Origin of the sequence: Pontibacter litorisediminis (assembly GCF_029360645.1) — a bacterium.
GTDB lineage: Bacteria > Bacteroidota > Bacteroidia > Cytophagales > Hymenobacteraceae > Pontibacter > Pontibacter litorisediminis.
In genome coordinates, this window is the sequence record NZ_JARDUA010000002.1 from 793,758 (window position 1) to 819,002 (window position 25,245).

Consider the following 25,245-nt stretch of genomic DNA (forward strand, 5'->3'; position numbering starts at 1 on the left):
CGCATCAAACAAATATCGCTATATACCTGTAGTCTCTATAGCTAAAGCTGCTAACCCAAACTCCTTGCCCCTATGGAAGATGCCGTAAGAGTTTACGTTCCGGTCTCCGTCTCCTACCCCGCCTTGGAAGGTGTGCTGAAAAGCCAGTTGATCGGCGAGTACATTCCCAAACCCGAAGCAGGCGACGACACGCCCCCTTACGCGCAGATTCAGGACGTTGGTATTAGCGGGAGCAATGCAGACGCCCGCGAGGTGATACTCCGCATCAGGATGAGCATCCTGCGCACCATGCTGAAACGCGATGGGGTAGACCTGTACGTGCTGGCTAAGCTAGGCTACGACAACGCCACGCAGCAGCTGTTCGTGCAGCAGTTCCATCTCACCGCCAGAACCAACAGTGGCCTCTTTAACACAGGCCTGGAGATGCTGGTAAACAAGGTGGCCTACAACCAGATCATCAAAAAAGCCAGGGTAAACCTGAAGCAGATCATTTCGGGGGAGCTACAGAAGGCAAACGGAATGCTGGCTGAAGGCCTGGCCCTGAAAGGCATCAGACTGACGGGCGCTGTAAACGAGGTGCGCGTGCAGGACATTACCCCCCTACCCGACCAGGTAAAGCTCTCAGTTGAGCTTAAAGCCAACGTAGAGGCGCAGGTACTGGATCTTGCGGACCTACTCCCCCCTAAACAAGTATAAGTACCCAAGAACTAGCCGAAAGCACCGCTTCACCTACTGCTAGAAGTATAGGCGCTCTGCCTCACTTGTTATGGAAGTGCGGCAGCACCTTCTCCCCGAATACCCGGATAAACTGTTCCTGCTTTACATTGACGTTGTGCAGGTCCAGCTCCGAAAACCCCATCTCCACATACTTCTCCAGCCACTGAATGTGCCTTTCTGGGTCGCTTGAGATGTTTGCAGCCCCCTCCATTTCCTCTGGCTTCACGAACTGGGCCGCCTGGTCGAACTGCTTCGGGCTTCGCAGTTCAGCCTGCAGGTCGCTGGCAAACACATTGGTTTTCCACTGCTCGTATGCTCCGGCCAGGGCACTTTCCTCCGTCTCGTCATACGACACCTGCACTTTCAGGGCCATTGGCTTGTTTGCGCCGCCGTTGCTGCGCCAGGCCTCCACCACTTTCTCAAGCTTCTCCATTGGCTGCGACACCGTGATCAGGCCATCGGCCCAGCCTGCCAGCCAAGCCGCTGTGGCCGGGGTAATAGCCGCCCCCATCACCCGTATCTTCTCTTTTGGGGGAGTGTACAGTTTGGCGTTCTCCACCTCTATCAGGCCATGGTGCGTTACCGTTTCGCCGCGCCACAGCGCCTGCATGATGTCCACGCTCTGTTTCAGCCGCTCATTACGCTCCTGCTTCGCTGGCCAGCGGCCTCCCGTTATAGACTCGTTCAGTGCCTGCCCGCTACCGGGGCAGATCCAGAACCGGCCCGGGAACATCTCATCCAGAGTGGCGGCAGCCTGTGCTATGATGGCAGGATGGTAGCGGTAAGCAGGGCAGTTCACGATGCCGTAGTCCAGCGAGGTTTGTGCCATGGCCGCCCCCAGCCACGACCAGGCAAAGCCAGACTCATTTTGTTTCTCACTCCATGGGTTAAAATGATCCGAAGAAATACAGAACTGAAAACCGGCCTCCTCTGCCTGCTTTGCTAACTGTAGCAGCTGGCTGGGAGGAAACTGCTCGTGCGATATGTGATATCCTATTCTTACCATCCGTTCTTAGGTTGCGATTGTCCTTGCTTAACGGGTGGATGGCGCAGGCCGTTACGGCAAACAGGCTCCTCCACCCCGGGGTACCTAAAAAAGTATAGCCCCGGCACTTGGTGTGCACCGGGGCTATACTTGAAAAGCAACCGTTCAGGGGCTAGGCCTCTGCCTTAAAATGCGTTTCGAAGAGCTTATACTTGTAGCGGGGGTACTCCCGCAGCACGGCCACCAGCGCAAAGATGCTGCCGCCTACCAGCAACGGGTACACCAGGTACAGCAACGGGTGAATTAATGGCAGAAACAGTAGGCACAGCAGGCCGATGGCAATGAAGTTGAACAGGTAAGAGGCTTTGGCGCTGAAACTGAACAAGCCGCCCGACACCATTTTGGGGCTTACGATAGAGGCGATGATACTTAGCGGCGCCAACACCAGCACACTTGCCATATACATCATCACAACGAAGAAAGCCTGCTCGTGATTAAACACGGCCACATACGCAAAAGTAAGCACGGCGTCTATCAGCAGCGGCAAGCGCAGCGCCATCCAGGTAACCCGCAGAAAGTCTTTCGTGGTGCCGCTGCTGCGCTCCACCGTCAGCCAAAGGTTGCGGTAGAAGCCCCATATGTTGTTGAACACGTACGAAAACACCACCAACGGCCCTACAAACAGCCATAGCGTCATCACCTCGTCCAGCAGGTGCTCGCCCTTCTTGGCAAAGGCCAGTGCATCGGCACCAAGTATAAAGGCCTTGAAAACGAAGCCGAACAGCAGCATCTGGCGGGCCTGCTTGTGGTTCTTAAATAAGCGCCATCCCAGGCTGCAGCGGGCGTTGGTGCTATAGCTCACCGTCTTGCGGCGCGGCTCCGTAGCCGCCTTCTCCAGAAAGAAGTTAGAGATAACAAAAGCGCCCAAGGCAGCCAGGTGCACCACCAGCATCATCCATTCCGAGGCCGGGTAAAACATAGGCACCCGCACCTGCAGCGCCACAAAAGCCCCGGCCATTACCACTGCCGAGTAAAAGTTGGCGTTTCGCCAGCGCATGCGGCGCTCAATAAAAACCTGCAGCGAGCGCAGTGTGATATGCGCCGTGAGCACCACCAGCACACTTTGCAGCAGGTGCAGCAAGGTGTACAGCGGCGACATCATGTACAGCAGCAGCAGGAAATTAAGCAGCACAAAGTAAAGCGGCGACACTAGCTCCACCACCACCTCGGTGCGGAACCGCTGATACGCCGACACCGGGTACAGCTGCGGAATAAGGTTTGCCTTGGGTATGTACGCCGGGAAAAAGCCTTTCAGGATAATGATAGCCAGCATGAACAGGTTCGTATACTCCAGCACCTGTTCCACGCTAAGCCTGGTATCGCCCTCGCCAGCCTGCTGCAGCAGGAAAGAGAACAGCCAACTATACACACCCGCCGATACAAGTCCCAGCGAGAGCAACAGCATGCGCTGCAGGCGCTTTTGCCTGAAAAAGCTGTTGATACGGGCACGGCAAGAGAATACGATCAAATCCATGTAGCGAGTTAAGAGTTTAGTGTTGAGAATTAAGAGTTGCGGGAAGTACAGTAGGCTTAGCCACAGTTTTCACTTTGAACTCTTAACCTTTAACTACTTTAAGTGAGCATCCAGTCCAGGTTGGTTTCTGTGTTATGGTGCGGTAGCAGCAACTGGAACAGCGCCTGGTCTATAAGGTTGGAGCCGTTCATGGTAAATTCCTGCACCGATCCGTTGTACATCAGCTGCCCGTCGTTCAGCACGCCAATGTGAGTGGCGATCTTCTCCACGTAATTTAAGTCGTGGGAGGAGATCAGGATAACCCTGTTGGCATTGCGGTAGCTGCGGATAAGCTGCACCAGCAGCTGAGCAGCGATCGGGTCGAGGCCGGTAAAAGGCTCGTCCAGTACCAGCACCTGCGGCTTGTGCAGCATGGCAGCGGCAATCCCCACCTTCTTCTTCATGCCGGTAGAGTAACCCGCCACGCTTTTGTGCAGCGATTCCTTGTCGGTAAAGAAATAGCTGACAAGGCTCTTGATGCGCTCCTCTGCCTCGGCAGCCGACAGCTTGTACAGCTTGGCCACAAAGCTGAGGTACTCCACGCCCGTAAACTCTTCTATAAGCGGGTTGTCCTCGCAAAGGGCGCCCAGGTTCTGCTTTACCTCCAGCTGGTGCTGATGGTAGTCTTTGCCAAATAGGGTGATACTTCCGCTATCGGGTTGCACCAAATCGAGGATACAGTTGAGGAAGGTGCTTTTGCCCACTCCGTTCTTGCCCAGCAGGCAATAAATCTGGCCGCTCTCAATGGTTAGGTCAAGCCCCTGCAGCACCTGCTTCTTGCCATACTTCTTCGACAATCCCGTTATATCTATACTCATATATTTGTATCGTAGCGTGAAGTCCCGAAACTAAAAAGCGTGCTACCAGTCTGCAGCACAAGCCTAAAGGTATAAACATTCTCTGTATTGCCCTACAAATGTAGCAGCTTTATCCCGAAAACTTTATACTTTAGCAGGCGCTTCTTACCTCCTCCTGTGCTAACACCTTTCTAACGGAATATGGTTCTTTGCCTGTCAAATTTTAAGCCCAAAGTATAAACAGCGCTTTTTTTTGATTGTTTGCCGTTGCAATTGTCAAAGCCGGTTTATACTTTTGCATCCACCTTTTACCAGCGCACGTGGTGAAATCGGTAGACACGCCATCTTGAGGGGGTGGTGCCTTCGGGTGTGGGAGTTCGAATCTCCCCGTGCGCACTCTTCTAAAGCTCTGTTCTATCTGAATGGAGCTTTTTGCTTTTAGGGCAGTTGCTCGTGCACGTTTCCTCAGGTAAAAGCCAGCCGATTGCTAACTCAAGAATACAAGCGCTCTTGCGCTTCACCTATAAAAAATGGCCCAGGTACCCCTGAGCCATTTTTTATAGGTGAAGCGCGGGGAGCGCTGTTAGTGCGTAAGTTCCGGGCTGATCTGGAAGCCGAGCTTGCGCGGCTTGGTCAGGTGCATGTTCTCCAGTTTCTGCTTCAGGGTGATGCGCTCAATATCACTCACATCCTGCCCCATCAGGTCGTTGTTAACGGCAGCGACCATGGCACTCTCCACTATTACCCGCAGCACCCGGTCGCTGAGCACGTTTTTGGCGATGTTGCTGATCTTCTCCTGCGGCAGGTCCAGCTGCTTCACGCCCTCAATGCAGAAATGGTTCTCGATGTTGATGAGCATGCGCCCAATCAGGTACCCCGGGTCATCCAGGCGGTTATACTTGATGGTGTCGGCCATAAAGTTATAGGCCATGATGTGCCCGAAGAACCTCCGCCTGAAGTCTTCGTCCACATAATCGTTGCGCATGATCTCGTAGTCATCCGGAAAGGTGATGATGTTGGTGTGCATCACAAAGACCAGCAGATCACCCGAGAACTTTATCTGAAACTCGTGCTCCCCTATGTTCCGGTACTCAATCACCACATCGGCATCCTGGCGCGTCACCCGCTCGGTCAGCTCCGCCACCAGCTCCTGCGAGATTTCCTTCAGGCGCTCAAAAGCCCGCTTGGTATTGCGGTAGATGGCCTGCTTGGTCCTCGACTTGTGGTGCAGCCCGTTTATGATATCATCTAATCTATCCTCGAATTTCTCTTCTCTGTCTTCCATAGTTCAGTTTTTGTACGCCTTTCAGGTGTGTCAGATTTTGTTTTTACCGCTCTTGCTGCCAGTTTGTTTACCTCAAACCGATCCAATACAACTTAACCCGCTGCGTTATAAAGCCTTAGCGACCACCTATACTTCCTTTATTTTGCCTCTGTGCCATGGTTATTATACGTTGGCGGCGGCTGCAGCTCCAACTGCGGCTGCCCCGGCAGCTGAAAAGCCACCTGCCGCAGCCCCGGCTTACTTTCCGGGTGCTGCAGGAGCAGCTGCCGGGCCTGCGGCAGGGCAAACACCTCTGGCAGGGTATGCACCGCCCCTGCCGGCAGGTGCTGCGCGTGCAGCTGCTGCAGCAAGTGCCCCCGTTCCTGCCCCGCCACGAGCTGGCGCAGCCGTTCGTTTACTTCCTGCCGGTGCTGTACCCGCCCGTAATTCGTTTTATACTTCGGATCATCGGCCATACCTGCGGCACCAAGTACAGCGCACAGCCTCCTGAACTGCCTGTCGTCGCCAATGGCCAGCACCAGCTGTTTGCCGCACCTACAAGTATAAACTGTGCCATAAGGCACGATGTTGGGGTGCTCGGAGCCCATGCGCTGCGGCTCCTGCCCCGCCACCAGGTAATTGGTGGCCTGGTTTGCCAAGGCCGACACTGCCGCCTGCAACAGCGACACCTGCACCAGCTGCCCCTGCCCCGTACGCTCGCGCTGCAGCAGCGCCACCAGCAACCCTTCCTTTAGCTGGTGCGCCGTCAGGATATCCATCAGGGCCACCGGCATCTTCACCGGCGGGCCATCTGCTTCGCCGTTCAGGTACATAAAGCCGCTCTCGGCCTGCACCACCGCATCGTAGCCGGCACGGGCATCGTCAGGGCCATAGCCGGTGATGTGCCCGTAAACCAAGCGAGGATTAATGCGTTGCAGCGAGGCGTAGTTTACCTGCAGCTTTTCCGCGTCGCCGGGCTTGTAGCTGGCAATCACCACATCGGCCTGCCTTACCAAAGCATATAACTCCTGCCGCTCTTCCGGCTCCGTCAGGTCTAGGGCCAGCGAGCTTTTGCCCCAGTTGGCGGCGCAGAAGTAGGCGGGGGTGTCGGTATGGGCGGGTTCTGCCTTGAGCTTCCAGCTACGGGTCACGTCGCCGTGGGTGGCGGCGTTCTCCACCTTCAGCACCCGGGCGCCCAACTCGGCAAAAAACTGCCCCACGCTTGGCCCGGCCAGCACGCTTGCCAGCTCCAGCACCAGCATATCCTTAAATACAGGTTGTGTCATGTTATACTTTGCACAAGCAAAAAGCCGCAAACTCATGTCTGCGGCCCGGTTTATACTTCTAACTTCTTTACTCCAGCTCTGCCAGCACTTCCTCGCTAAGCTCCAGGTTATGGTACACGTTCTGCACGTCATCGTCATCCTCCAGTGCATCTAGCAACTTCAGCACCTTGCGCACCGCCTCCGGGTCCTCCACCTTTACCGTAGTCTGCGGCAGGCGCTGCAGCTCGGCGCTCTCCAGGTCCAGGTGCAGCTCCTCTGCCTTCTTCTGCATGGCGCCAAAGTCCTCCATCGCGCTGTAAATGGTGATGTAGCCGTCCTCAAACTCCACCTCCTCGGCGCCTCCGTCAGCCAACTCCAGCAGCAGCCCGTCCGGGTCTATACTTTGGTCAGGATCTGTCTTGGCCACGAACACCCCCTTCCGGTCGAACAGGTACTCCACAGAGCCGCTGGTGCCCAGGCTGCCGCCGCTTTTGTTGAACATGGTGCGCAGGTTCTGCACTGTGCGGTTGATGTTGTCGGTGAGGCACTCTATGAACACAGCCACGCCGTTAGGCCCGTAGCCCTCATAGTTTACCTCCTGGTAGTCGCCGGCATCGCTGCCCTCCCCCTTCTTCACCGCCCGCTCTATGTTATCCTTTGGCATGTTGGCGGCCTTGCTCAGCTGGATGGCCAGGCGCAGGCGCGGGTTCCCGTCAGGGTCAGCGCCGCCTTCTTTCACGGCCACCGTTATCTCCTTGATCAGCTTGGTGAATATTTTTGAGCGTTTGGCGTCCAGGGCTCCCTTCTTGCGCTTTATCTGCGACCACTTGTTATGTCCTGCCATAAGCTATCGTACTGTTCTGGTTTTATTTTGCACTTGAAGCAACTGCCGCTTCTCAACAAAATAAATAAATTCCTGCCGGAAAGGCATAAAAAGAGCGGCCCTGTTTTCACGGGGCCGCTCCTTGTTTAAGTATGTTAACATCTAAGGATGCCGCTGTTAGACAAGCAGCATAAAGATGGCATTTATAATGTTAAGGCCTACCAGCAGGAAGAAGTTAGGAGACTCTTGTATAACTTTTTTCATGACTTTATTGGAGTTAATATATATTTTTTGTGATGTTACGATTTTCGTTGCTTTGAGGATGTTTACGGCATCCTAGAGGCAATGTTTCAAACAATTATAAATAAACTTATAAATATTAAGATATTCAGATATTATAATTTGCTTTCACAGGCTCTAAACGGAAATTCGGCACAAAACTCAATTCACACAAATTGGACTAAACCAATTTGTGTGCATCATCAACTCTACCACCTCGTCCTATTTTTTACAAATATAATACATACTATTCGACACTCACAACATTATCCTAAAAAATATTTGAAAAAATGCATATATTTTTAGTCGGCATAATTGTGGTATCTTTACTGGGAAAAGCGGCTGATGGAAAAAGATGGCCGCCATGTACTAAACCAAAACATTTAAAACATTGGACTTCCATTCTTTTAACCTACACGAGGATGTGCTGACGGGCATCAACTCTATGGGCTACAACAACCCAACCCCCGTACAGCAGCAGGCTATCCCGCTGATCCTCGAGCAAAAAGACCTCATCGCCTGCGCCCAGACCGGCACTGGCAAGACCGCAGCCTACCTGCTGCCGCTCATCGACCGCATCTCGCACGAGGGCTATGAGCACACCAGTACCCTCATCCTCGTTCCGACGCGTGAGCTTGCCAAGCAGATTGACGAGCAGGTGGAGGGCTTCGGCTACTTCGCCTCGGTTAGCTCCATTGCCATTTACGGCGGCAACAAAGGCGACGACTGGGAACAGCAGAAACGTGCCCTGACCACGGGTGCCGATATTATCATTGCCACGCCGGGCCGCCTGCTCTCGCACATGGCCATGGGCTACGTAAAGCTGGACCAGCTCAACCACCTGGTGCTGGACGAGGCTGACAAGATGCTGGACATGGGCTTTATGGACGACCTGATCAAGATCATCAGCCAGCTGCCCAAGCAGCGCCAGACGCTCCTGTTCTCGGCCACCATGCCGCGCAAGATACGTGAGCTGGCGCAGCAAATCCTGCAGCAGCCCGCTGAGGTAAACCTGGCCATCTCCAAGCCGGCAGAGGGCATTGACCAACGCCTGTACCTAACCTACGACAACCAAAAGCTACCGCTGCTCGAGCACCTGCTGCGCGAGCTGGATGTGCAGAGCATGATCATCTTTACCTCCCGCAAGAACAATGTAAATCCGATCGTGCGCTCGCTCAAGAAGATGAATTTCACGGCTGAGGGCATTTCCTCGGACATGACGCAGGAGGAGCGCGAGAAGGCGCTGCAGGGCTTTAAGAACAAGCAGTACCAGATCGTAGTGGCCACCGACATTCTCTCCAGAGGCATCGATATCGACAGCCTGAGCCATGTAGTGAACTTTGATATGCCACAGGATGCGGAAGACTATGTACACCGCGTAGGCCGCACGGCACGTGCCGCCTCCACAGGTATGGCGATCACGTTTGTGAACGAGAACGATATGTTCCGGGTACAGAAAGTGGAGCGCCTGATAGAGCGTGAGCTGCCGAAACTAGCGCTGCCGGAAGGTTTTGGCCCTGGCCCGGCTTTTGACCCTAGCCGCCGGATGGGAGGCAGCCACCGCCACCGCAGCGGGGCCAAGCCAGGTGCAGGCAGCAACAGAAGCCAGCACCGCAGCAAGCACCACAGAGGTAACAAGCCGGACGGCAAAGGCAATGCGCCTTCTGGCACCTCGCCCCAGGGAGAGGCCACAGAAAGGCGGCCACGCCCTGAAGGACAGGCAGCCGGCGAAAAGCAGGGCGGCAACAGAAACCGCAACCGTAACAGGAACCGCAACAGAAACAAGAACAAAAACCAGAGTGGCAACCAAGCCAGCAGCGCTTCTGCCACTCCACAAGCCTAACCTGTAACCATGCGTGCATTACTGTTGATAGATATACAGAATGATTTTCTGCCCGGGGGTGCGTTGGCTGTGCCGGAAGGCGATGCCATCCTCCCGGTGGTGAACAGGCTGCAAGGCCAGTTTGACCTGGTGATAGCGACGCAGGACTGGCACCCGCCGCAGCATAAGAGCTTTGCCTCGCAGCACTCCGGCAAGAAGGCGTTTGAGGTGACAGCGCTAAATGGCCTGGAACAAGTGCTTTGGCCCGACCATTGTGTGCAAGGCACGCCAGGCGCTGAGTTCTCGGCGGAGCTGGAGCAGCATCGCGTGGAGGCCATCTTCAGAAAGGGCACCGACCCGGAGGTAGACAGCTACAGCGGCTTTTATGACAACGGCTACCGTAAAAGTACCGGCCTTGCCGGCAGCCTTAGGGGCAAGGGCGTGACCGAGGTATACCTGGCCGGTCTTGCAGCCGACTACTGCGTTTATTTCTCCGCCAAGGATGCCCTGAAAGAAGGCTTTAAGGTATATTACCTGGAAGATGCGGTGCGCGCCATCAGCCCTGCAGGGTATGAGCAGGCTAAGGCCGACCTTGCGGCGCGCGGGGCGCAGATCATCCAAAGCCACGCACTACTCTAGCATAGCACATCAGCAAACAAAAAAGCCACCTGCCCGACAGGTGGCTTTTTTGTTTGCTGATGCCCTGGTAAGGCAACTTTAAGCACGTATTACGGCGTTTTACTGCACTTACATTTGTTGTTATATAATTTATCAAATGAATATTCTACCATTTATATATTAAGTTCACCCGATTTTGCGTTATCTTTCCGAGACACAGAGCTTTTAGGGAAAGGATAGGTGCAACGGCCTGAGGTATCTAGGAGAAGTGAAGACCTGAAAGTATGGGCGTAGGCCAGCTTATGCCCGGTGGATTGTAGCATACTCACTTAACCTAACGATACATGAAACAAACCGTACTACTGGCCTTGTGCCTATTGCTCTGTTCTATCTCCTGGGCCCAAGACCCGGCCACCGGCTCCATCAAAGGGGTGGTGGTAGACTCCGCCAACCAAGCCCCACTGAGCTATGTAACCGTGGTGGTAAGCCCGCCAGACAAAGACGAAGTCCTGAAAACCACATTTACCCAAGCCGACGGCAGCTTTGAGTTTACCGGGTTGCCACTGGCTCCTTACAAGCTTATACTTAACTACATGGGCTACAAACCTTTCTCGATGAAGGTACCGGCACTCGAAGCCGGCAAGCCAGCGGACTTGGGTAAATTAAGTGTAGCCAGCTTGGCCAAGCAACTGCAGGAGGTGGAGGTGACAGCCGAGAAGATGCTCATCACCCAGGACATCGACAAGATCAGCTATAACGTGGAGTTTGACCCGGAGAGCAAAACAGTATCGGCCCTGGACATGCTGCGTAAGGTGCCTATGCTCAGCCTCGACTCTGAGGACAACATACAGCTGAATGGCAGCAGCAACTATAAGGTGCTGGTAAACGGCCGCAACTCCACCCTGTTTGCCCGCAGCCCGAAGGATGTGTTCAGGAGCATGCCCGCCAGTAGCATCAAGCGCATCGAGGTGATCACCGACCCGCCTGCCAAGTATGATGCCGAGGGCGTCGGCGGCATACTTAACGTAATTACGCATGACGAGCCGTCCAACGGCTACAACGGCAGTGTGCATCTATCGCAAACGACCCCCGATAGCCGCTTTGGTTCGGCCAACATCAGAGCAAAGATGGGCAAATTCGGCATCTCGGCCTATGGGGGCAGCAACAGGTTTACCAGCCCTACCGCTAACAATAGCTTTGAGCGGCTGGACAAGAACACCGGCACCCGGTTACTGCAGCAAAGCGAGGGCAACAGCGAGAGCCGGTTCAGCTACCTGGACAGCGAGATGAGCTACGAGATTGACACGCTCAACCTGGTGTCTGCCAAGTTTAGCATCAACAGAAGTGAGTGGGAGCAACTGGGCCTGCAGACAGTGGACCAGCTGAACGCCATCGGAAACCTGACGCAGGCATTTAACCGCAACCAGAACGGCATTGGCCAATGGGGCAGCATGGAAGCAGGCCTGGATTACCAGCACACCTTCAAGCGCAACAAAAACCAATTGCTCACGCTCTCTTACAAGATCGGCGATAACATTAACCGCGGTGAAACCGAGCTTGCCTTTGAGGAGATTCTAAACTACCGCGGCCCCTCCGATACCCGCACCCTGAACGACGGCAAATCCGTGGAGCAGACCATGCAGGTAGATTACGTGCATCCCATTGAGAAGCACACCCTGGAAGTAGGCGCCAAAACCATACTTCGTGATAACGGCAGCGACTACTTTTACCGCAACTACAACGACGAGACCAAGACCTTTGAAGAGGTGCCTGAGCTGAGCAACGAGTTCGATTATAACCAGGATATTTATGCGGCCTATACTTCCGCGAGCCTGCGCTACGACAAATGGTGAATACGCGCCGGAACACGCCTGGAGCGGACCGTGGTGGATGCCAACTTCAAATCATCCAAGTCGGTGGCGGAGCAGGATTACCTGAATCTGATCCCCAGCCTGACGCTGACACGCACCCTAAAGAACATGGCCAGCCTGAAAGTCTCCTACACGCAGCGCATCGAGCGGCCCAGCCTGTGGTACCTGAACCCGTACGTGAACCGCCAGAACGAGAAGGCCATATCCTACGGTAACCCGAAGCTGGAGGCAGCCACCAGCCATGTATTCAGCCTGGGCCACAGCATGTTCAAAAACAGCAACTCGCTTAACAGCACGCTAACCCACAGCTTTACAAACAACGCCATACAGAACTACACCACCTATAACCCATCCGACTCGGTTAGTACCACCACCTTTGGCAACATTGGCCGCAACAGCACCACCACCCTCTCGCTCAACGGCAACTTTACGCTATTCAAGAAGCTGAGCCTGAGCCTGAATGGATCCCTGTCGTACAGCCAGCTAAGCGGCAACATAGATGGCAAAAATTTGGAGAACAATGGGGTGAGCGGCTACATGTACAGCTACGCCAGCTACCGCTTCGAGAAGAACTGGCGCGCCAGCATTAACGCCGGCTACTATGCGCCAAGGGTGCTGCTGCAAGGCCGCTCAAACGGGCAGCTCTGGAGCGGCTTCTCTGTGAGCAAGGATTTCCTGAAGGATCAGAAGGCAAGCCTCAGTTTATCAATACAGAATCCTTTTAATAAGTACTTTACCGGCTACAGCGACCTGAGCGGGCAAAACTTTGACCAGCGCAGCGAATACACCTACCAGCGCCGCCGCATTAGTCTTGGCTTCAGCTACAAGTTCGGCAAGCTGAAAGAAGACATCAAACGCACCAAGCGCGGCATCAAGAACGATGACCTGAAAAGCGGCGGCGGGGACACCGGCGGCGGTGGGGGCGGTAACTAAGCCTGTGCGGCAAGCGCCAGGGCTGCTGGTTATACTTCTGAAGAGTACACAGCCCCTCTACTTCGTGGTTGCATCCTGAGCTCACCTGTAAAGCGGAGGGCGTTATTCGAAGTAACCCTGCTCTTCTACTAAAACAGAAAGCCGCCGGCACTTAGGGTGCCGGCGGCTTTCTGTTTTAGGTTAGCCAGGCTACAGCACCTGCCCCAGCCCAAACAACAGCACAAACAGCAGCGTGGTCATGGCCATTTGCTTTAAGTAAGGATCTAGCTCCCTTGAGGTCTGCTTGCGCCACACGTTTAGGCCGTTTACCAGCACCAGCGGCAGGGCAAGTATAAACAGCCACTGCCACGGACTCTCGTAGTTCAGCAGCACGTAGGCAAAAGCGCTTAGAACACCGCCCGCCAGAAGTATAAGGTGATACACGCGCGCCTTCTTTGGCCCTAGGCGCACAGGTATAGAGCGCTTGCCGGCCAGCACATCAGAGCTGATGTCGCGGATGTTGTTGACGTTGAGCACGGCGGTAGAGAAGAAGCCGCAGACCAGCGCCGGAAGTATAACCGTAGGCTCCAGCGTCTGCGCCTGCAGAAAGTAAGTGCCCAGCACGCCCACCAGCCCAAAAAAGGTAAACACGAAAATATCGCCCAAGCCGGCATAGCCATAGGGCTTATCGCCGGCGGTGTAGTTGATGGCCGCCCAGATAGAGGCCAGCCCCAGCACCAGAAATAGCAGGAACAGCAGCATGCCCTCGGCACCAAAAGCCACCCACAGCAGCCCCAGCCCCGACACCAGCGAGAGCAGGCTGAACACCAGCATCCCCTTTTTCATCTGTTCGGCCTGTATGTGCCCCGCCTGCACGGCGCGCATCGGCCCTTCCCGGTGCACACTGTCGGCCCCGTGCTTGGAGTCGCCGTAATCGTTGGCCAGGTTGGAGAGGATCTGCAAAAAAAGCGTGGTGAGCACGCAGAGGCCTACCACGGCGGCATTAAAATACCCGTTGGCAGCCGCCATAAAGCCGCCCATGCTGATACAGGAAAGGGCCAAGGGCAGGGTGCGTGGCCTAAAAGCCGAAATCCAGGCCTTCGCCAGGCCTGGATTTTGGGTACTAGTTTGTGGGGATGTATTCAATTTCTGTTGATGCTAAAAACTGGCTGCTCTTACGCGCCACAAGAGCTAGGGCCTATAAAAGGCAAAAGCGGACGCTTGGGCCAGATAAAATATTATTGCTTGATCGCGCTCAGCAGCTCCTCGTCCATCGGCTTCACTTTGGATGGGTAAAAGGCTACCACCTTGCCATCCTCGTCAACCAGGTACTTGCTGAAGTTCCAGCTCGGCTCCTCCTTGCCTGGGGCGTTTTGTGCCAGCCAGGTATAAAGCGGGTGCTGGTCCTCCCCCTTCACAGAGATCTTCTCCAGCATCTGGAACGTAACGCCGTAGTTCTTCTGGCAGAAAGAGGCGATCTCCTCGTTGGAGCCCGGTTCCTGGCCTCCAAAGTCATTTGCCGGGAAGCCAAGTATCACCACCTCGTTGCCATGTGCTTCGTGCAGCTTCTGCAGGTCTTCGTACTGCGGTGTGAAGCCGCACTCAGAGGCGGTGTTCACCAGCAATACCTTTTTGCCCTTGAACTGGGAGAAGTCCACGTCTTTGCCGTCCAGCGACTTCATCTTGAATGTATAAAACTCACTTGTCTTTGTAGTGGTGGTAGGTTCTGTAGCCATCGTTTCTTGTTTTAGGTTTGTGCTGCCCCCACTTGAGCAGGAAACAGATACACCTACTACAAGCACCAGCGCTAAAAGTTTATGCAGGTTTTTCATTTTAATGGTTTTTATGGCTTATGAAGTATGATGAAACTTGTTGTATGCTTGTTCTGTAAGGTGCTACCTGGTGCACAGCCGTGGTCAGTTCCCCTGCGGGATAGTCACTGATCCGTCCCATCGTTACCTGCTTACATGCGCTCCGGCACCTCGATACCCAGCAGCTTCATGCTTTCGCGCACAAAGCGGGCTACCATGGCCGAGAGGGCGATGCGGAAGCTACGCGCCTGCTCATCGGTCTCGTTGAAGATCGAGATCTCCTGGTAGAAACGGTTGTAAGCCTTTGCCAGCTCGTAGGCGTAGTTAGCGATAATGGATGGCGCATACAGGTTACCGGCCTCCTTCACCACTGCCGGAAAGTTCACCAGCTGCGTGATCACATCCTGCTCCACCTCGTGCAGGTTCTCGAAATCCCCAAAAGAGGCAGGATCATACTTGATGCCCATTTCACCGGCCTTGCGAAGTATGGCCGAAATACGGGCGTGCGTGTATTGGATAAAAGGCCCGGTGTTGCCCCGGAAGTCAATGGACTCCTGCGGGTTAAACAGCATGCGCTTCTTCGGGTCCACTTTCAGGAGGAAGTATTTCAGGGCGCCCATGGCCAGGGTATGGTACAGCTCCTGCGCCTGCTCCGGCGTGAAGCCCTCAATCTTGCCCAGTTCCTCAGTTTGCTGGCGAGCCGTATCGATCATCTCCTGCACCAGTTCGTCGGCGTCCACCACGGTGCCCTCTCTGGATTTCATCTTGCCGGAAGGCAGGTCCACCATGCCGTAAGACAGGTGGTAAATTCCGTCTGCATAAGGTTTGCCCAGTTTCTTCAGCGTGGCCTTCAGTACCTGGAAGTGGTAGTTCTGCTCATCGGCCACCACGTACACCGACTGGTCGTAAGGGAAGTCATTATACTTCAGCTCGGCGGTACCCAAATCCTGGGTGATGTATACCGAGGTGCCATCGGCACGCAGCAGTAGCTTTTCGTCCAGCCCTTCGTCTGTCAGGTCTACCCACGCCGAACCGTTTTCCTTTTTGAAGAACACTTCCTTCTCCAGGCCTTCCTCCACGCGTGCCTTCCCTAAAGTATAGGTCTCCGACTCGTAGTAGAACTTATCAAAATCAACGCCGATGGTGCGGTAGGTTTCGTCGAAGCCGGCGTACACCCAGCCGTTCATCATCTTCCAAAGCTTTACCACGTGCGCATCGCCCTGCTCCCACTTCAGCAGCATTTCCTGCGCCTCCAGCATCCAGGGAGCTTTTTTCTTGGCCTCCTCTTTGTCCATGCCCTGCTCTACCAGTGCATCAATCTGCTCCTTATAAGCCCTGTCGAACAGCACGTAGTACTTGCCCACCAGGTGGTCTCCCTTCAGGCCGCTGCTCTCAGGTGTTTCGTCGTGGCCCAGCTTCTCGTAGGCCAGCATCGACTTGCAAATGTGGATACCGCGGTCGTTCACCAGGTTCACCTTCATCACCTTGTGGCCGTTGGCCTTCAGGATCTCGGCCACCGAGTAGCCCAGGAAGTTGTTGCGCAGGTGGCCCAGGTGCAGCGGCTTGTTGGTGTTCGGAGAGGAGTACTCCACCATCACGTTGCGGCCGCTCGGCTCGCCATAGCCATAGTCTGCATCAGACATGATGCCGCCGAAAAGGCGCAGCCACTCCCGCTCCTCCACCTCCAGGTTCAGGAAGCCCTTTACCACGTTAAAGTCTTTTACTTCTTTAGCGTGCTCCTTCAGGTACTCGCCCAGGGCCTGCCCGATCTGCTCAGGGCCTTTGCCCACCTGCTTGGTGTAGGGGAAGGTAACGAAGGTGAACGAGCCGGCAAACTCCTTGCGGGTAGGTTGCAGGGCTATGGCAATGGCATCAACGGTGATTCCGAACAGGGCTTGCAGCGCCTGGCTTATACTTTGGCTAATGGCGTTTTGTAAGTGCATTACTATTATATGGCTGTACTTTTAGATTCTTTTTGTAGGATAGCCTCTGTGGCTGTCTCAAGTATGTCGAAGGCGTTCTCTGCCATGGTGTTCTCGGTGTCCAGCGTCGGGTTAATTTCCGTCATCTCGTAACACACCACGCGCGGGTCCTGCAGCAGCAGGTAGTTCAGCTCCTTGGCCTGCGTTACGGTAAGGCCGGTCTCCACGGGCGTGCCCGTGCCTTTCGAGAACTTGGAGTCGAGGCTGTCCACGTCGAACGATACGTAGATGATGTCGCAGTCTTGCAGGCGCTCCAGGGCCTCCTGCGCTACCTGTGGTATGCCTTTCTGGTTCACCTCATCATACGTAAAGTTCTTGATCCCATACTTACTGATGAAGTAATCTTCCGGCTCCTCCGTGTCGCGCACTACGATGTAAACCAGGTGCTCCGGCTTCAGCTTCGGGCCATCGTAGCCCAACTTTTTCAGCGAGTTCCAGAAGAATACGGTTTCCGGGGCCGGGTCGTTTATCTGGCGATCCAGGTTATCGATGTTCAGGGCCATGGCCAGCGGCATGCCGTGCACGTTGCCCGACGGCGAGGTATACGGCGAGTGGATATCGGCGTGCGCATCGATCCAGATCACCCCTAAAGTTTTATCCGGGTAGGCGGCTTTTATACCAGCAATGGTACCGTGTGCGTTAGAATGATCACCGGACAGAACCAAAGGAAACATGCCGATGTTGATGGTTTGCTCCACGGCATTGGCAATGTTCTTCTGCACCGTCAGGATGCTGTCGATGCGGTGCGCGTTCGGGAATACATCTTTGTCAAATAAAGTATAGTTCAGATCCGGTACGCTGATAGAGTTAAACCGCTTGAAATAGTCAGAACCCTTGTCCCAGCAAGCTACGCGTAATGCCTCTATTCCCATGCTGGCCCCACGTGTTCCGGCCCCCAGCTCAGACCTGACTTCTATCAGTTTTACTTTTTTCATAGATTTAGAACAAACTTTTTGCAAAGATGGTAAAATACGATCAATATTGCATGTTTTCTTAATTTCCCCTAACCAACAGAATGGATAAATATACGGATCTGATCCACCAAACTTTTGATTTCCCTACTGAAGAGTTTACGGTAGAAGATAATGAGTTGCTGTTTAACGGTATCCCCCTGATGGACATTATTAAGCAGTACGGCACCCCCCTTAAACTGACTTACCTGCCAAAGATCGGCTCGCAGATACAGAAGGCCAAGCGCATGTTTAACGAAAGCATGCAAAAGCTCGATTACAAGGGCACTTATACGTACTGCTACTGCACCAAGGCCTCTCACTTCTCCTTTGTAATGGAGGAGGCCCTGAAGAACGGCGTGCACATCGAGACCTCCTCCGGCTACGACATGGAGATCGTAAAGGCGCTGTACAAGAAAGGCAAAATCGATAAGAACACCTACATTATCTGCAACGGCTTTAAGCGCGAGCGCTACCGTCACCACATATCCGGGCTTATAAACGATGGCTTCGTGAACTGCATGCCGATACTCGACCACCTGGGCGAAATCGACTACTACAAGGAGCACGTTAAGGTAAAGGCCAAAGTTGGCATCCGCCTGGCCTCCGACGAGGAACCGAAGTTCGAGTTTTACACGTCGCGCCTGGGTGTGCGCTATAACGACGTGATCGACCTGTATGAGCAGCAGATAAAGCCGGATGAGCGGTTTGAGCTGAAAATGCTGCATTACTTTATCAACACCGGTATAAAGGACACTTCCTACTACTGGTCGGAACTGAGCCGCTTTGTGCATAAGTATGCCGAGGTGAAGAAAGTATGCCCTGAGCTGGACACGATCGACATCGGCGGCGGCTTCCCGATCAAGACCTCTATCCAGGCGGATTATGATTACCGCTACATGACGGAGGAGATCCTGCGCACCATCAAGCGTATTTGCAACGAGGAGGGCGTGCCGGAGCCAAATATCTTCACGGAGTTCGGCATCTTTACCGTGGGTGAGAGCGCGGCTAACATCTACTCCATCCTGGACGAGAAACTGCAGAACGACAAGGAGCTGTGGTACATGATCGACGGTTCGTTTATCACCAACCTGCCGGATGCCTGGGCCCTGAACCAGCGCTGGCCGCTCCTGGCCGTGAATCATTGGAACAAGGAATACCGTAAGGTACAACTAGGCGGCATGACCTGCGACAGCCAGGATTATTACAATTCCGAAATGCACTCTTTCCAGGTGTTCCTGCCGAAGATTCCGAAGGGCGAGCCGCTGTACATCGGCTTTTTCCATACGGGAGCGTACCAGGAGCAACTGAGTGGCTACGGCGGCATCAAACACTGCCTGATTCCTGCACCACAGCACATTCTGATCGACAGAGACGAGAATGGAAACTTGAAGCACTGGCAATTTGCGCCGGAGCAGTCGAGCGAATCGATGATGCGAATTTTGGGTTATGAAGTATAGGCCACTGCCTATATTTTTGAAACACTTTTTTTGCTTTTAAAGTATTTATACTATTTTTGGTGTGAAACCCTTCAAATACTATATCATGAAGAAAGTTATTCTATTAGGTAGCTTGTGCCTGGCAATGGGCATGGCCTCTTGCAAAACGTATTGCCCGGCTTACAACTACGCCAGCGTTGAAACACCGGCGCAGGAAAAGGCAGCTGTAACCGCCTCGGCTGAGGAGTTGGCTACAGAGCAAGCCAGCATCTAACTCCCCCTACTTGCGAAAAACTACTGAACCATACATATAAAACCGGCTCTTGGGCCGGTTTTTTTGTTTTAGGGAAGCGGCACGAGTTATACTTTACTTACGCTAGTAGTATATTTCCGCCTTCAGCTGTGGCGAAACAAGCTTATGCTTCCCGAAGGTAACGTTACCAAGTGTTGGCAATTTGGCCAGTTTATGCGTAAACGCCTCTTTCTCTACGTTGGATGACACCTGCTCTCCATCCCCATCGCACTCCTCATACTGCTTCTCATAGCTTACCCTACCCGTAGATAGGTTAAAGTCTGATTTGGTGAAGTACTCACAGGGTTTGCCGTAGACGCTGGTTCTGCCGATAAGGAAAAAATCTCCGTTTTGAAATCTATACTTGTGGGTCTCGCGCCATTTCCAGCTACTGCCCCCGAAATGGTGGATTTTTAAAATACCACTTTCTATCGCAATGCCCTCAAACGGGTCGCCCATCATGTCGCCTTCTTCGCTCCTGAGCACAGCATTCTCAGACGTTTGCCATACTTGCCACTCCTTGCCTTTTCGCTTATAGATGTGTAGTTGCCGAATGTTGCCTTCTCCGGTTTTTCGGCTAGTATTATAAACTACTACTTTTTCGGGGATACCATCTTTATCGAGGTCGCCTGTTGCTTCTGCAAGTATTTCGAGGCTTTTGTACTGTTCAGGGTGGGTAACCTGTGCATGGCCGGGGAGGCACACTCTAAGGCAAAGGAGAAGCAACGTAAGTACAGGTTTGTTCATACATAGGATTTTGTGCAACGGATTTGGCCATAAGGCGGCGTAGCAGGCTTATGGGTGTGGTTGTACCTAGTTATTCTATTTTAATTATATCAAGCCTGTTGATTTTCCAGTAGATAAACTCGCCAACCACTTTTTTATCAGATGTCCAATTGCCTGTTTCCAATTCTATATCTCCAAAGTCAATAACTACAGGCTCAATAGATTTTATTTGTCCATACCCTTCGTATTCCCAATCATTTGTGGATTTTACTAGCTTTTTTTCTTCGTTCTTATTCTCACCAAAAAGTATATTCCAATCAAGGTCTTCATTAATCGAATCAAACTCAACGTTAATGACTTCTCCCTTAATAAACTCTTCTCCATAAGTAAAGGCAGATATAGGGCAGCCGTCTTTTGCTTTTACCGTAACTGTACCTTCAGCAGGTTCCTTTCCTAAAAACCAATCTATTTGAAGAACTTCTACTTTCATAATTTTAACTGGGGACAACGTACTTGGCTATGAGGTGGCATAGCTACCTTATAGGTTTTGTTGTAGCTCGTTATTTTTTCCTTTTACAGTCAGTTCCAAAGGTATAAATCCTGTTACAGTTTCATGAGAACCCTTCACTGTTCTTGCTTCTGTTTCAATGAAAAGAATTGATGAATCTGGACTTACTATTTCAAACACTCGAAATTTTGAACCTAAATCAACCAATCTTACTTTTTCTAAATCAAAACCTAAAGTATCAGAATCACTCAAGTAATAATCACGAATCAACTCTGCAGTTCTTTTATCCTTACCGATAAAAACGTAATTACCTTTTTTAAGCGCTGTACCCGATACTTTAATTTCTCCCTGATAGATTACAGATTGGTTTTTCTTCAGAGATTGCAAGAGAACTATCGGATACATTAATAAGGCTAAGATTACCCCTATGAAACCTACCGCTATACAAAGCTTTAAGTATTTCTTCATCATTAATTAGAATGTGCTACAACTACCAGATAAACGTAAACATACGCTTATCTGCTCTATATGAGGGACTGTCTTTCCTGCTTTCAAACCTTCCCTGCCTCCTAGGCATACCCAAAATAGCACACATTCCCTATACTTCCCCAGCCTTGCTTTCTACAATAAACTGCGCCGCCTCCCACAGATCACGTAGCTGCCAAACATGCGCGCCGGACTTATACTTATCGCCTACCAGTATACCCCGTACCCCTACTTTCTCGGCAGCCTCTAAGTCGCGGATGGAGTCGCCCACGAGCCAGCTTTGGTCAGGATCTATGTTATACTTGGCAATGGCCTTTTCCAACATCAGGCTGTCAGGCTTACGGGAGAGGGATGCGGAGTAGCTGGGGTGCCCGGGCGCCATGTAGTGCGCATCAATCAGGGACTCGCAGGAGCCCTGCAGCTTCTGGTGGCATGCCAGCACATCCTCTTTTTTGTACAATCCTTTGGCCACGCCCCCCTGGTTTGTAACCACGATTAGCAGATAGCCGTTCTTCTTCAACAACCTAAGCGCCTCTGGCACACCGGGCAGCACCTCAAAATCTTCCAGCGCATACGTATAGTCGCCCCGCTCACGGTTCAGCACACCATCGCGGTCCAGGAAAACGCACTTTTGCTTTTGCATGTGGTACAGTTCTGTGGGTGAAGCGCTAAATTACGCAAATAAACGTTTAAGCTAATATGGGTGAGCCCGGTACTAGCCTGGCAACCGGCGGAAAAAGTGCCTTAAAGTATAACACCAACAGGAACAGCAGCAGAGATGAGAGTAGCGATTATTGGAGCGGGAATTTCGGGATTGGCGCTGGCCTATTACCTGCAAAAGCTGGGTATCCCCTACGACCTGTTTGAGGCAAGCAGCCAAGTGGGCGGCAATATCCGCACAGTCAAAACCGGTGACTACCTGCTGGAGCTGGGGCCGAATTCAATCCAATTTTCGCCGGAGATCAGCGACCTGGTTCGCGAGCTGAAGCTGGAACAGGAGGTGTTGCCGGCCGCCGCCTGCAGCCACCAGCAGTACGTGCTGCGCGATGGCACTTACCGGCAGCTGCCCCTCACGCCCTTCTCGCTATTGTCTGATGCGTATTTCTCCTGGAAAACCCGCTACCGCATTCTGCAGGAAAGGAGCGTGCCGCCTGCCGGCCATGCCTATGAAACTGTGGCGGAGTTCTTTGAGCGGCGCTTTGGCCCCGGTGTGCTGGAGTATGCCGTAAACCCGCTTATTTCCGGCATCTACGCCGGAGACGCGCGTAAGCTGCTGGTCCGCAAAGCGTTGCCCCAACTAAAGGACATGGAGCTGGAGCACGGGTCGGTTCTGAAAGGACTTTCCCAACGCCGCCAGTTAGCCGAGCGGCTACAGTCGTTCTCGTTTGTGGAGGGTATGGAAACCCTGCCGCAAGCCATTGCGGATAAGCTCATATCGCTGCACCCCGAGCACCGTGTGGTAATGGTTACCCGCTGCGAGGGTAAATATATTGTGAGCTGCGCCACCCCTACCGAAACCGACGCCGAGGAGTACGACCTGCTGGTGTTGGCACTGCCTGCCCCCAAGGCTGCCGACCTTCTGCACTATACTTTTCCGGGCATGGCCGCCGCCCTGCAAAACGTCCATTACCCGCCCCTGGCGGTGGTGCATACGGCTTACAACCGCCGCGAGGTGAGCAACCCATTAGAAGGTTTTGGAGCCATGCATCCCAAGGCCGAGGATGCCTTTTCGGTTCGTTCTATCTGGAGCAGCTCCGTGTTCAGTGGCCGCTGCCGGCCGCATGAGGTGCTTTTCACCACGTTTGTGGGCGGGGCACAGTCGGAGCAGCACGCCTTAACCGACCAAGAAGGGCTACTGCAGCAGGTACACCAGGAGTTGAGGGAGCTGCACGGGATTTCGGCCGATAAGCCTAACTTCCAGTACGCGCACCTCTGGCAGCAGTCGGTGCCGCAGTACGACATACACATAGAGGATGCCCACGAGATGGCCCAGGCACTGGAGGCTGAGGGCATGTTTATTGCCGCCAACTGGCACTCCGGTATTTCTGTCCCTAACTGCGTCCGGGCCGCCAAGGAGTTATCTGGTAAAATTAATTCGATTCTGCGTCATGCCCACAATAGCTGATTAGCTATATTTGTGGCATGAAGGACGCGTTGGTGATCATCCCAACTTACAATGAAAGGGAGAATGTAGAGGCGATGGTGCGCAAGGTCATGTCCTTGCCTCACCCGTTTGAGCTGTTGATCATCGACGACGGTTCCCCGGACGGCACTGCCGACATTGTGCGCCACCTGCAACTCGAGTTCCCCGGCCGCCTGCACCTTGAAACCCGCCAGGGCAAGCTTGGCCTCGGCACGGCCTATATCCACGGCTTTAAGTATGCCCTGCGCCACGGCTACGAGTTTATCTTTGAGATGGACTGCGACTTCTCGCACAACCCTGAGGACCTGCTGCGCCTCTACGATGCCTGCGCCAACAACGGCTACGATGTAGCCATCGGCAGCCGCTACGTGCAGGGCGTAAACGTGGTTAACTGGCCCATGAACCGGGTGCTGATGTCATGGTTTGCCAGCTGGTACGTGCGCCTGGTAACCGGTATGCCCATTCACGATACCACAGCCGGCTTTAAGTGCTACCGCCGCAAGGTTCTCCAAACCATTCCCCTCGACGAGATCCGCTTTGTGGGCTATGCTTTCCAGATCGAGATGAAATTTCTCTCTTACAAGTATGGCTTCAAGATAAAAGAGGTGCCCATCATCTTCACCGACCGCACCAAGGGTGTCTCCAAAATGTCGTCGGGCATTTTTAAGGAGGCCGTGCTAGGGGTGATCAAGATGAAGGTAAGTAGCTATTTCCACCACTTCGACCGCTACTAAGCTCGACGCTCAAACCCAGCTTGAGCTACCCAAAAGCACAAACCTACAAATGTCTCTGGTGAGGCAAGCTTCTGTAGCGCCTCGGCCTCATGCTTTGGCACGCAGGGCCGCAGCCTAAAGTATAAGCTACTGCCCAAGAGGCGCATATACTGCCGCTCCCCCAAACACTAATAAAGCAAGTCTGCTTTCCCTTGACTATATTTGGTATTTTATAGCCTAGCACAACATCCTTACCTCTATGGATAGCATTTATTTCTGGATTATATTCAACGCCTTTGTTATTGTGCTGCTCGTTCTGGACCTGTTCGTGTTCCACCGCAAAGAGCATGAGGTAAAAATAAAGGAGGCCCTGCTTACCAGCCTGTTCTGGATCCTGCTGGCCCTTGGTTTCAATGTGCTCATCTACTTCTGGAAAGGCCAGCAGCCGGCCATGGAGTTCCTGACGGGTTACCTGATCGAGAAGTCGCTGAGCGTGGACAACCTCTTTGTCTTCATCCTGATCTTCAACTACTTTAAAGTGCCCCTCAAATATCAGCACAACCTGTTGTTCTGGGGCGTGTTTGGGGCTTTGGTGCTGCGGGCCATTTTTATACTTGTGGGGGTGGCGCTCATCGCTAAGTTCCACTTCCTTATCTACATCCTCGGTGCCTTCCTGGTGTATACAGGCATCAAAATGGCCTTTACCAAAGATAATGACGTGGACCCGCAGAATAACCCGTTGGTGAAGTGGGCCAGCAAACACCTGCGCATCACAAAGATGGCCGTAGGGGGCAAATTCTTCACCAAGGTAGATGGCAAGTGGTACGCCACTCCGCTGTTCCTGGTGCTCATCATGATCGAGAGCACGGATGTTGTTTTCGCCGCCGACTCTATCCCGGCCATTTTGGCCATCTCCAAGGATCCGTTTATTGTGTATACCTCTAATGTGTTTGCCTTGCTGGGTTTGCGTGCTTTATACTTTGCCCTGGCGGGTATCATGCAGCTATTCCACTACCTGCACTACGGCTTGTCGCTCATCCTGGCCTTTATCGGGGTCAAGCTGCTTCTCAGCGACCTTTACCACATCGACATGCGCTACGCTCTGATCGCTGTCGGGGCTATCCTAGCCATTTCCATTATCGCCTCGCTGCTGTTCCCCAAGAAAGAGAGCGACCTGCCAGAGCCGCCAGTTAAGGAGTAACTCCCTGACTAGCAGGCCTGAAAACAGGTAATCAGCTTTGCTGGAACAAAAATATTTTTAAGCAAACA

The 25,245-nt window shown here is 53.2% G+C and carries 22 protein-coding genes, 1 tRNA gene and 1 pseudogene; 10 read left to right on the plus strand and 14 right to left on the minus strand.

The window, feature by feature from the left end:
* Window positions 1–72 precede the first annotated feature (72 nt).
* A complete protein-coding gene (locus PXG97_RS09580) occupies window positions 73–696 on the plus strand; it encodes a DUF4403 family protein (RefSeq protein WP_276497537.1) in 624 nt (207 codons plus the stop codon).
* Window positions 697–757: 61 nt separating this feature from the next.
* Here the strand turns inward: PXG97_RS09580 and PXG97_RS09585 are convergent, their stop codons facing one another.
* From PXG97_RS09585 to PXG97_RS09595, 3 genes are all read right to left on the minus strand, one after another.
* Window positions 758–1,723 carry a TIGR03885 family FMN-dependent LLM class oxidoreductase gene (locus PXG97_RS09585; protein ID WP_276497538.1) on the minus strand — a complete coding sequence of 322 codons (966 nt, stop codon included), beginning with the start codon at window positions 1,721–1,723 and terminating at the stop codon, window positions 758–760.
* 151 nt (window positions 1,724–1,874) lie between these two features.
* Window positions 1,875–3,236, minus strand: coding sequence for a hypothetical protein (locus tag PXG97_RS09590; protein WP_276497539.1), 1,362 nt, complete (start codon window positions 3,234–3,236; stop codon window positions 1,875–1,877).
* A 98-nt stretch (window positions 3,237–3,334) separates the two neighbouring features.
* On the minus strand, window positions 3,335–4,093 hold the full coding sequence (locus PXG97_RS09595) for an ABC transporter ATP-binding protein (RefSeq protein WP_276497540.1): 759 nt from the start codon (window positions 4,091–4,093) through the stop codon (window positions 3,335–3,337).
* Between the two features lie 293 nt (window positions 4,094–4,386).
* Here PXG97_RS09595 and PXG97_RS09600 point away from each other — a divergent pair.
* Window positions 4,387–4,468, plus strand: a tRNA-Leu gene (locus PXG97_RS09600).
* Window positions 4,469–4,655: 187 nt separating this feature from the next.
* Here the strand turns inward: PXG97_RS09600 and PXG97_RS09605 are convergent.
* From PXG97_RS09605 to PXG97_RS09615, 3 genes are all read right to left on the minus strand, one after another.
* Window positions 4,656–5,357: a hypothetical protein gene (locus PXG97_RS09605; RefSeq protein WP_276497541.1), complete on the minus strand. Its 702-nt coding sequence runs from the start codon at window positions 5,355–5,357 to the stop codon at window positions 4,656–4,658.
* 137 nt (window positions 5,358–5,494) lie between these two features.
* Window positions 5,495–6,622: a CaiB/BaiF CoA transferase family protein gene (locus PXG97_RS09610; RefSeq protein ID WP_276497542.1), complete on the minus strand. Its 1,128-nt coding sequence runs from the start codon at window positions 6,620–6,622 to the stop codon at window positions 5,495–5,497.
* 67 nt (window positions 6,623–6,689) lie between these two features.
* Window positions 6,690–7,445 carry a YebC/PmpR family DNA-binding transcriptional regulator gene (locus tag PXG97_RS09615; protein ID WP_276497543.1) on the minus strand — a complete coding sequence of 252 codons (756 nt, stop codon included), beginning with the start codon at window positions 7,443–7,445 and terminating at the stop codon, window positions 6,690–6,692.
* 703 nt (window positions 7,446–8,148) lie between these two features.
* Between PXG97_RS09615 and PXG97_RS09620 the strand changes: the two genes are divergently transcribed.
* The 3 genes and pseudogenes from PXG97_RS09620 (at window position 8,149) to PXG97_RS09630 (ending at window position 12,947) form a co-directional block, all read left to right on the plus strand.
* Window positions 8,149–9,546: a DEAD/DEAH box helicase gene (locus PXG97_RS09620; RefSeq protein ID WP_276497582.1), complete on the plus strand. Its 1,398-nt coding sequence runs from the start codon at window positions 8,149–8,151 to the stop codon at window positions 9,544–9,546.
* 9 nt (window positions 9,547–9,555) lie between these two features.
* Complete coding sequence (gene pncA, locus PXG97_RS09625) at window positions 9,556–10,164, plus strand: bifunctional nicotinamidase/pyrazinamidase (RefSeq protein WP_276497544.1); 609 nt, start codon at window positions 9,556–9,558, stop codon at window positions 10,162–10,164.
* A 323-nt stretch (window positions 10,165–10,487) separates the two neighbouring features.
* Window positions 10,488–12,947 (plus strand): annotated as a pseudogene (locus PXG97_RS09630) (outer membrane beta-barrel protein).
* A gap of 189 nt (window positions 12,948–13,136) precedes the next feature.
* Here the strand turns inward: PXG97_RS09630 and PXG97_RS09635 are convergent.
* The 4 genes from PXG97_RS09635 to rocF all read right to left on the minus strand — a co-directional run bounded on the left by PXG97_RS09635 (window position 13,137) and on the right by rocF (window position 17,654).
* Window positions 13,137–14,072 carry a 1,4-dihydroxy-2-naphthoate polyprenyltransferase gene (locus PXG97_RS09635; protein WP_276497545.1) on the minus strand — a complete coding sequence of 312 codons (936 nt, stop codon included), beginning with the start codon at window positions 14,070–14,072 and terminating at the stop codon, window positions 13,137–13,139.
* Between the two features lie 92 nt (window positions 14,073–14,164).
* Window positions 14,165–14,662 carry a glutathione peroxidase gene (locus tag PXG97_RS09640; protein WP_276497546.1) on the minus strand — a complete coding sequence of 166 codons (498 nt, stop codon included), beginning with the start codon at window positions 14,660–14,662 and terminating at the stop codon, window positions 14,165–14,167.
* 227 nt (window positions 14,663–14,889) lie between these two features.
* Window positions 14,890–16,680: an arginine--tRNA ligase gene (gene argS / locus PXG97_RS09645; protein ID WP_276497547.1), complete on the minus strand. Its 1,791-nt coding sequence runs from the start codon at window positions 16,678–16,680 to the stop codon at window positions 14,890–14,892.
* A gap of 5 nt (window positions 16,681–16,685) precedes the next feature.
* Window positions 16,686–17,654, minus strand: coding sequence for an arginase (gene rocF, locus PXG97_RS09650; protein ID WP_276497548.1), 969 nt, complete (start codon window positions 17,652–17,654; stop codon window positions 16,686–16,688).
* 80 nt (window positions 17,655–17,734) lie between these two features.
* Here rocF and PXG97_RS09655 point away from each other — a divergent pair, with 80 nt between their 5' ends.
* Both PXG97_RS09655 and PXG97_RS09660 read left to right on the plus strand, forming a co-directional pair.
* Window positions 17,735–19,129, plus strand: a complete 1,395-nt coding sequence (locus tag PXG97_RS09655) for a type III PLP-dependent enzyme domain-containing protein (protein WP_276497549.1) — start codon at window positions 17,735–17,737, stop codon at window positions 19,127–19,129.
* An 85-nt stretch (window positions 19,130–19,214) separates the two neighbouring features.
* Window positions 19,215–19,382 carry a hypothetical protein gene (locus PXG97_RS09660; protein WP_276497550.1) on the plus strand — a complete coding sequence of 56 codons (168 nt, stop codon included), beginning with the start codon at window positions 19,215–19,217 and terminating at the stop codon, window positions 19,380–19,382.
* A gap of 102 nt (window positions 19,383–19,484) precedes the next feature.
* Here PXG97_RS09660 and PXG97_RS09665 read toward each other — a convergent pair whose 3' ends face one another.
* The 4 genes from PXG97_RS09665 to PXG97_RS09680 all read right to left on the minus strand — a co-directional run bounded on the left by PXG97_RS09665 (window position 19,485) and on the right by PXG97_RS09680 (window position 21,763).
* Entirely contained in the window at window positions 19,485–20,147 is a 663-nt protein-coding gene (locus PXG97_RS09665; RefSeq protein ID WP_276497551.1) for a hypothetical protein, read from the minus strand.
* 70 nt (window positions 20,148–20,217) lie between these two features.
* Window positions 20,218–20,616 carry a hypothetical protein gene (locus tag PXG97_RS09670; protein WP_276497552.1) on the minus strand — a complete coding sequence of 133 codons (399 nt, stop codon included), beginning with the start codon at window positions 20,614–20,616 and terminating at the stop codon, window positions 20,218–20,220.
* 48 nt (window positions 20,617–20,664) lie between these two features.
* Window positions 20,665–21,105, minus strand: a complete 441-nt coding sequence (locus PXG97_RS09675) for a hypothetical protein (protein ID WP_276497553.1) — start codon at window positions 21,103–21,105, stop codon at window positions 20,665–20,667.
* A gap of 127 nt (window positions 21,106–21,232) precedes the next feature.
* Complete coding sequence (locus PXG97_RS09680) at window positions 21,233–21,763, minus strand: D-glycero-alpha-D-manno-heptose-1,7-bisphosphate 7-phosphatase (protein ID WP_276497554.1); 531 nt, start codon at window positions 21,761–21,763, stop codon at window positions 21,233–21,235.
* A 135-nt stretch (window positions 21,764–21,898) separates the two neighbouring features.
* Between PXG97_RS09680 and hemG the strand changes: the two genes are divergently transcribed.
* The 3 genes from hemG to PXG97_RS09695 all read left to right on the plus strand — a co-directional run bounded on the left by hemG (window position 21,899) and on the right by PXG97_RS09695 (window position 25,177).
* The gene (gene hemG / locus PXG97_RS09685) at window positions 21,899–23,245 is read left to right on the plus strand and encodes a protoporphyrinogen oxidase (RefSeq protein WP_276497555.1); all 1,347 of its coding nucleotides are present in this window, start codon (window positions 21,899–21,901) and stop codon (window positions 23,243–23,245) included.
* A gap of 17 nt (window positions 23,246–23,262) precedes the next feature.
* Window positions 23,263–23,997, plus strand: a complete 735-nt coding sequence (locus PXG97_RS09690) for a polyprenol monophosphomannose synthase (RefSeq protein ID WP_276497556.1) — start codon at window positions 23,263–23,265, stop codon at window positions 23,995–23,997.
* A gap of 238 nt (window positions 23,998–24,235) precedes the next feature.
* Entirely contained in the window at window positions 24,236–25,177 is a 942-nt protein-coding gene (locus PXG97_RS09695) for a TerC family protein (protein ID WP_276497557.1), read from the plus strand.
* Window positions 25,178–25,245: the final 68 nt, after the last annotated feature.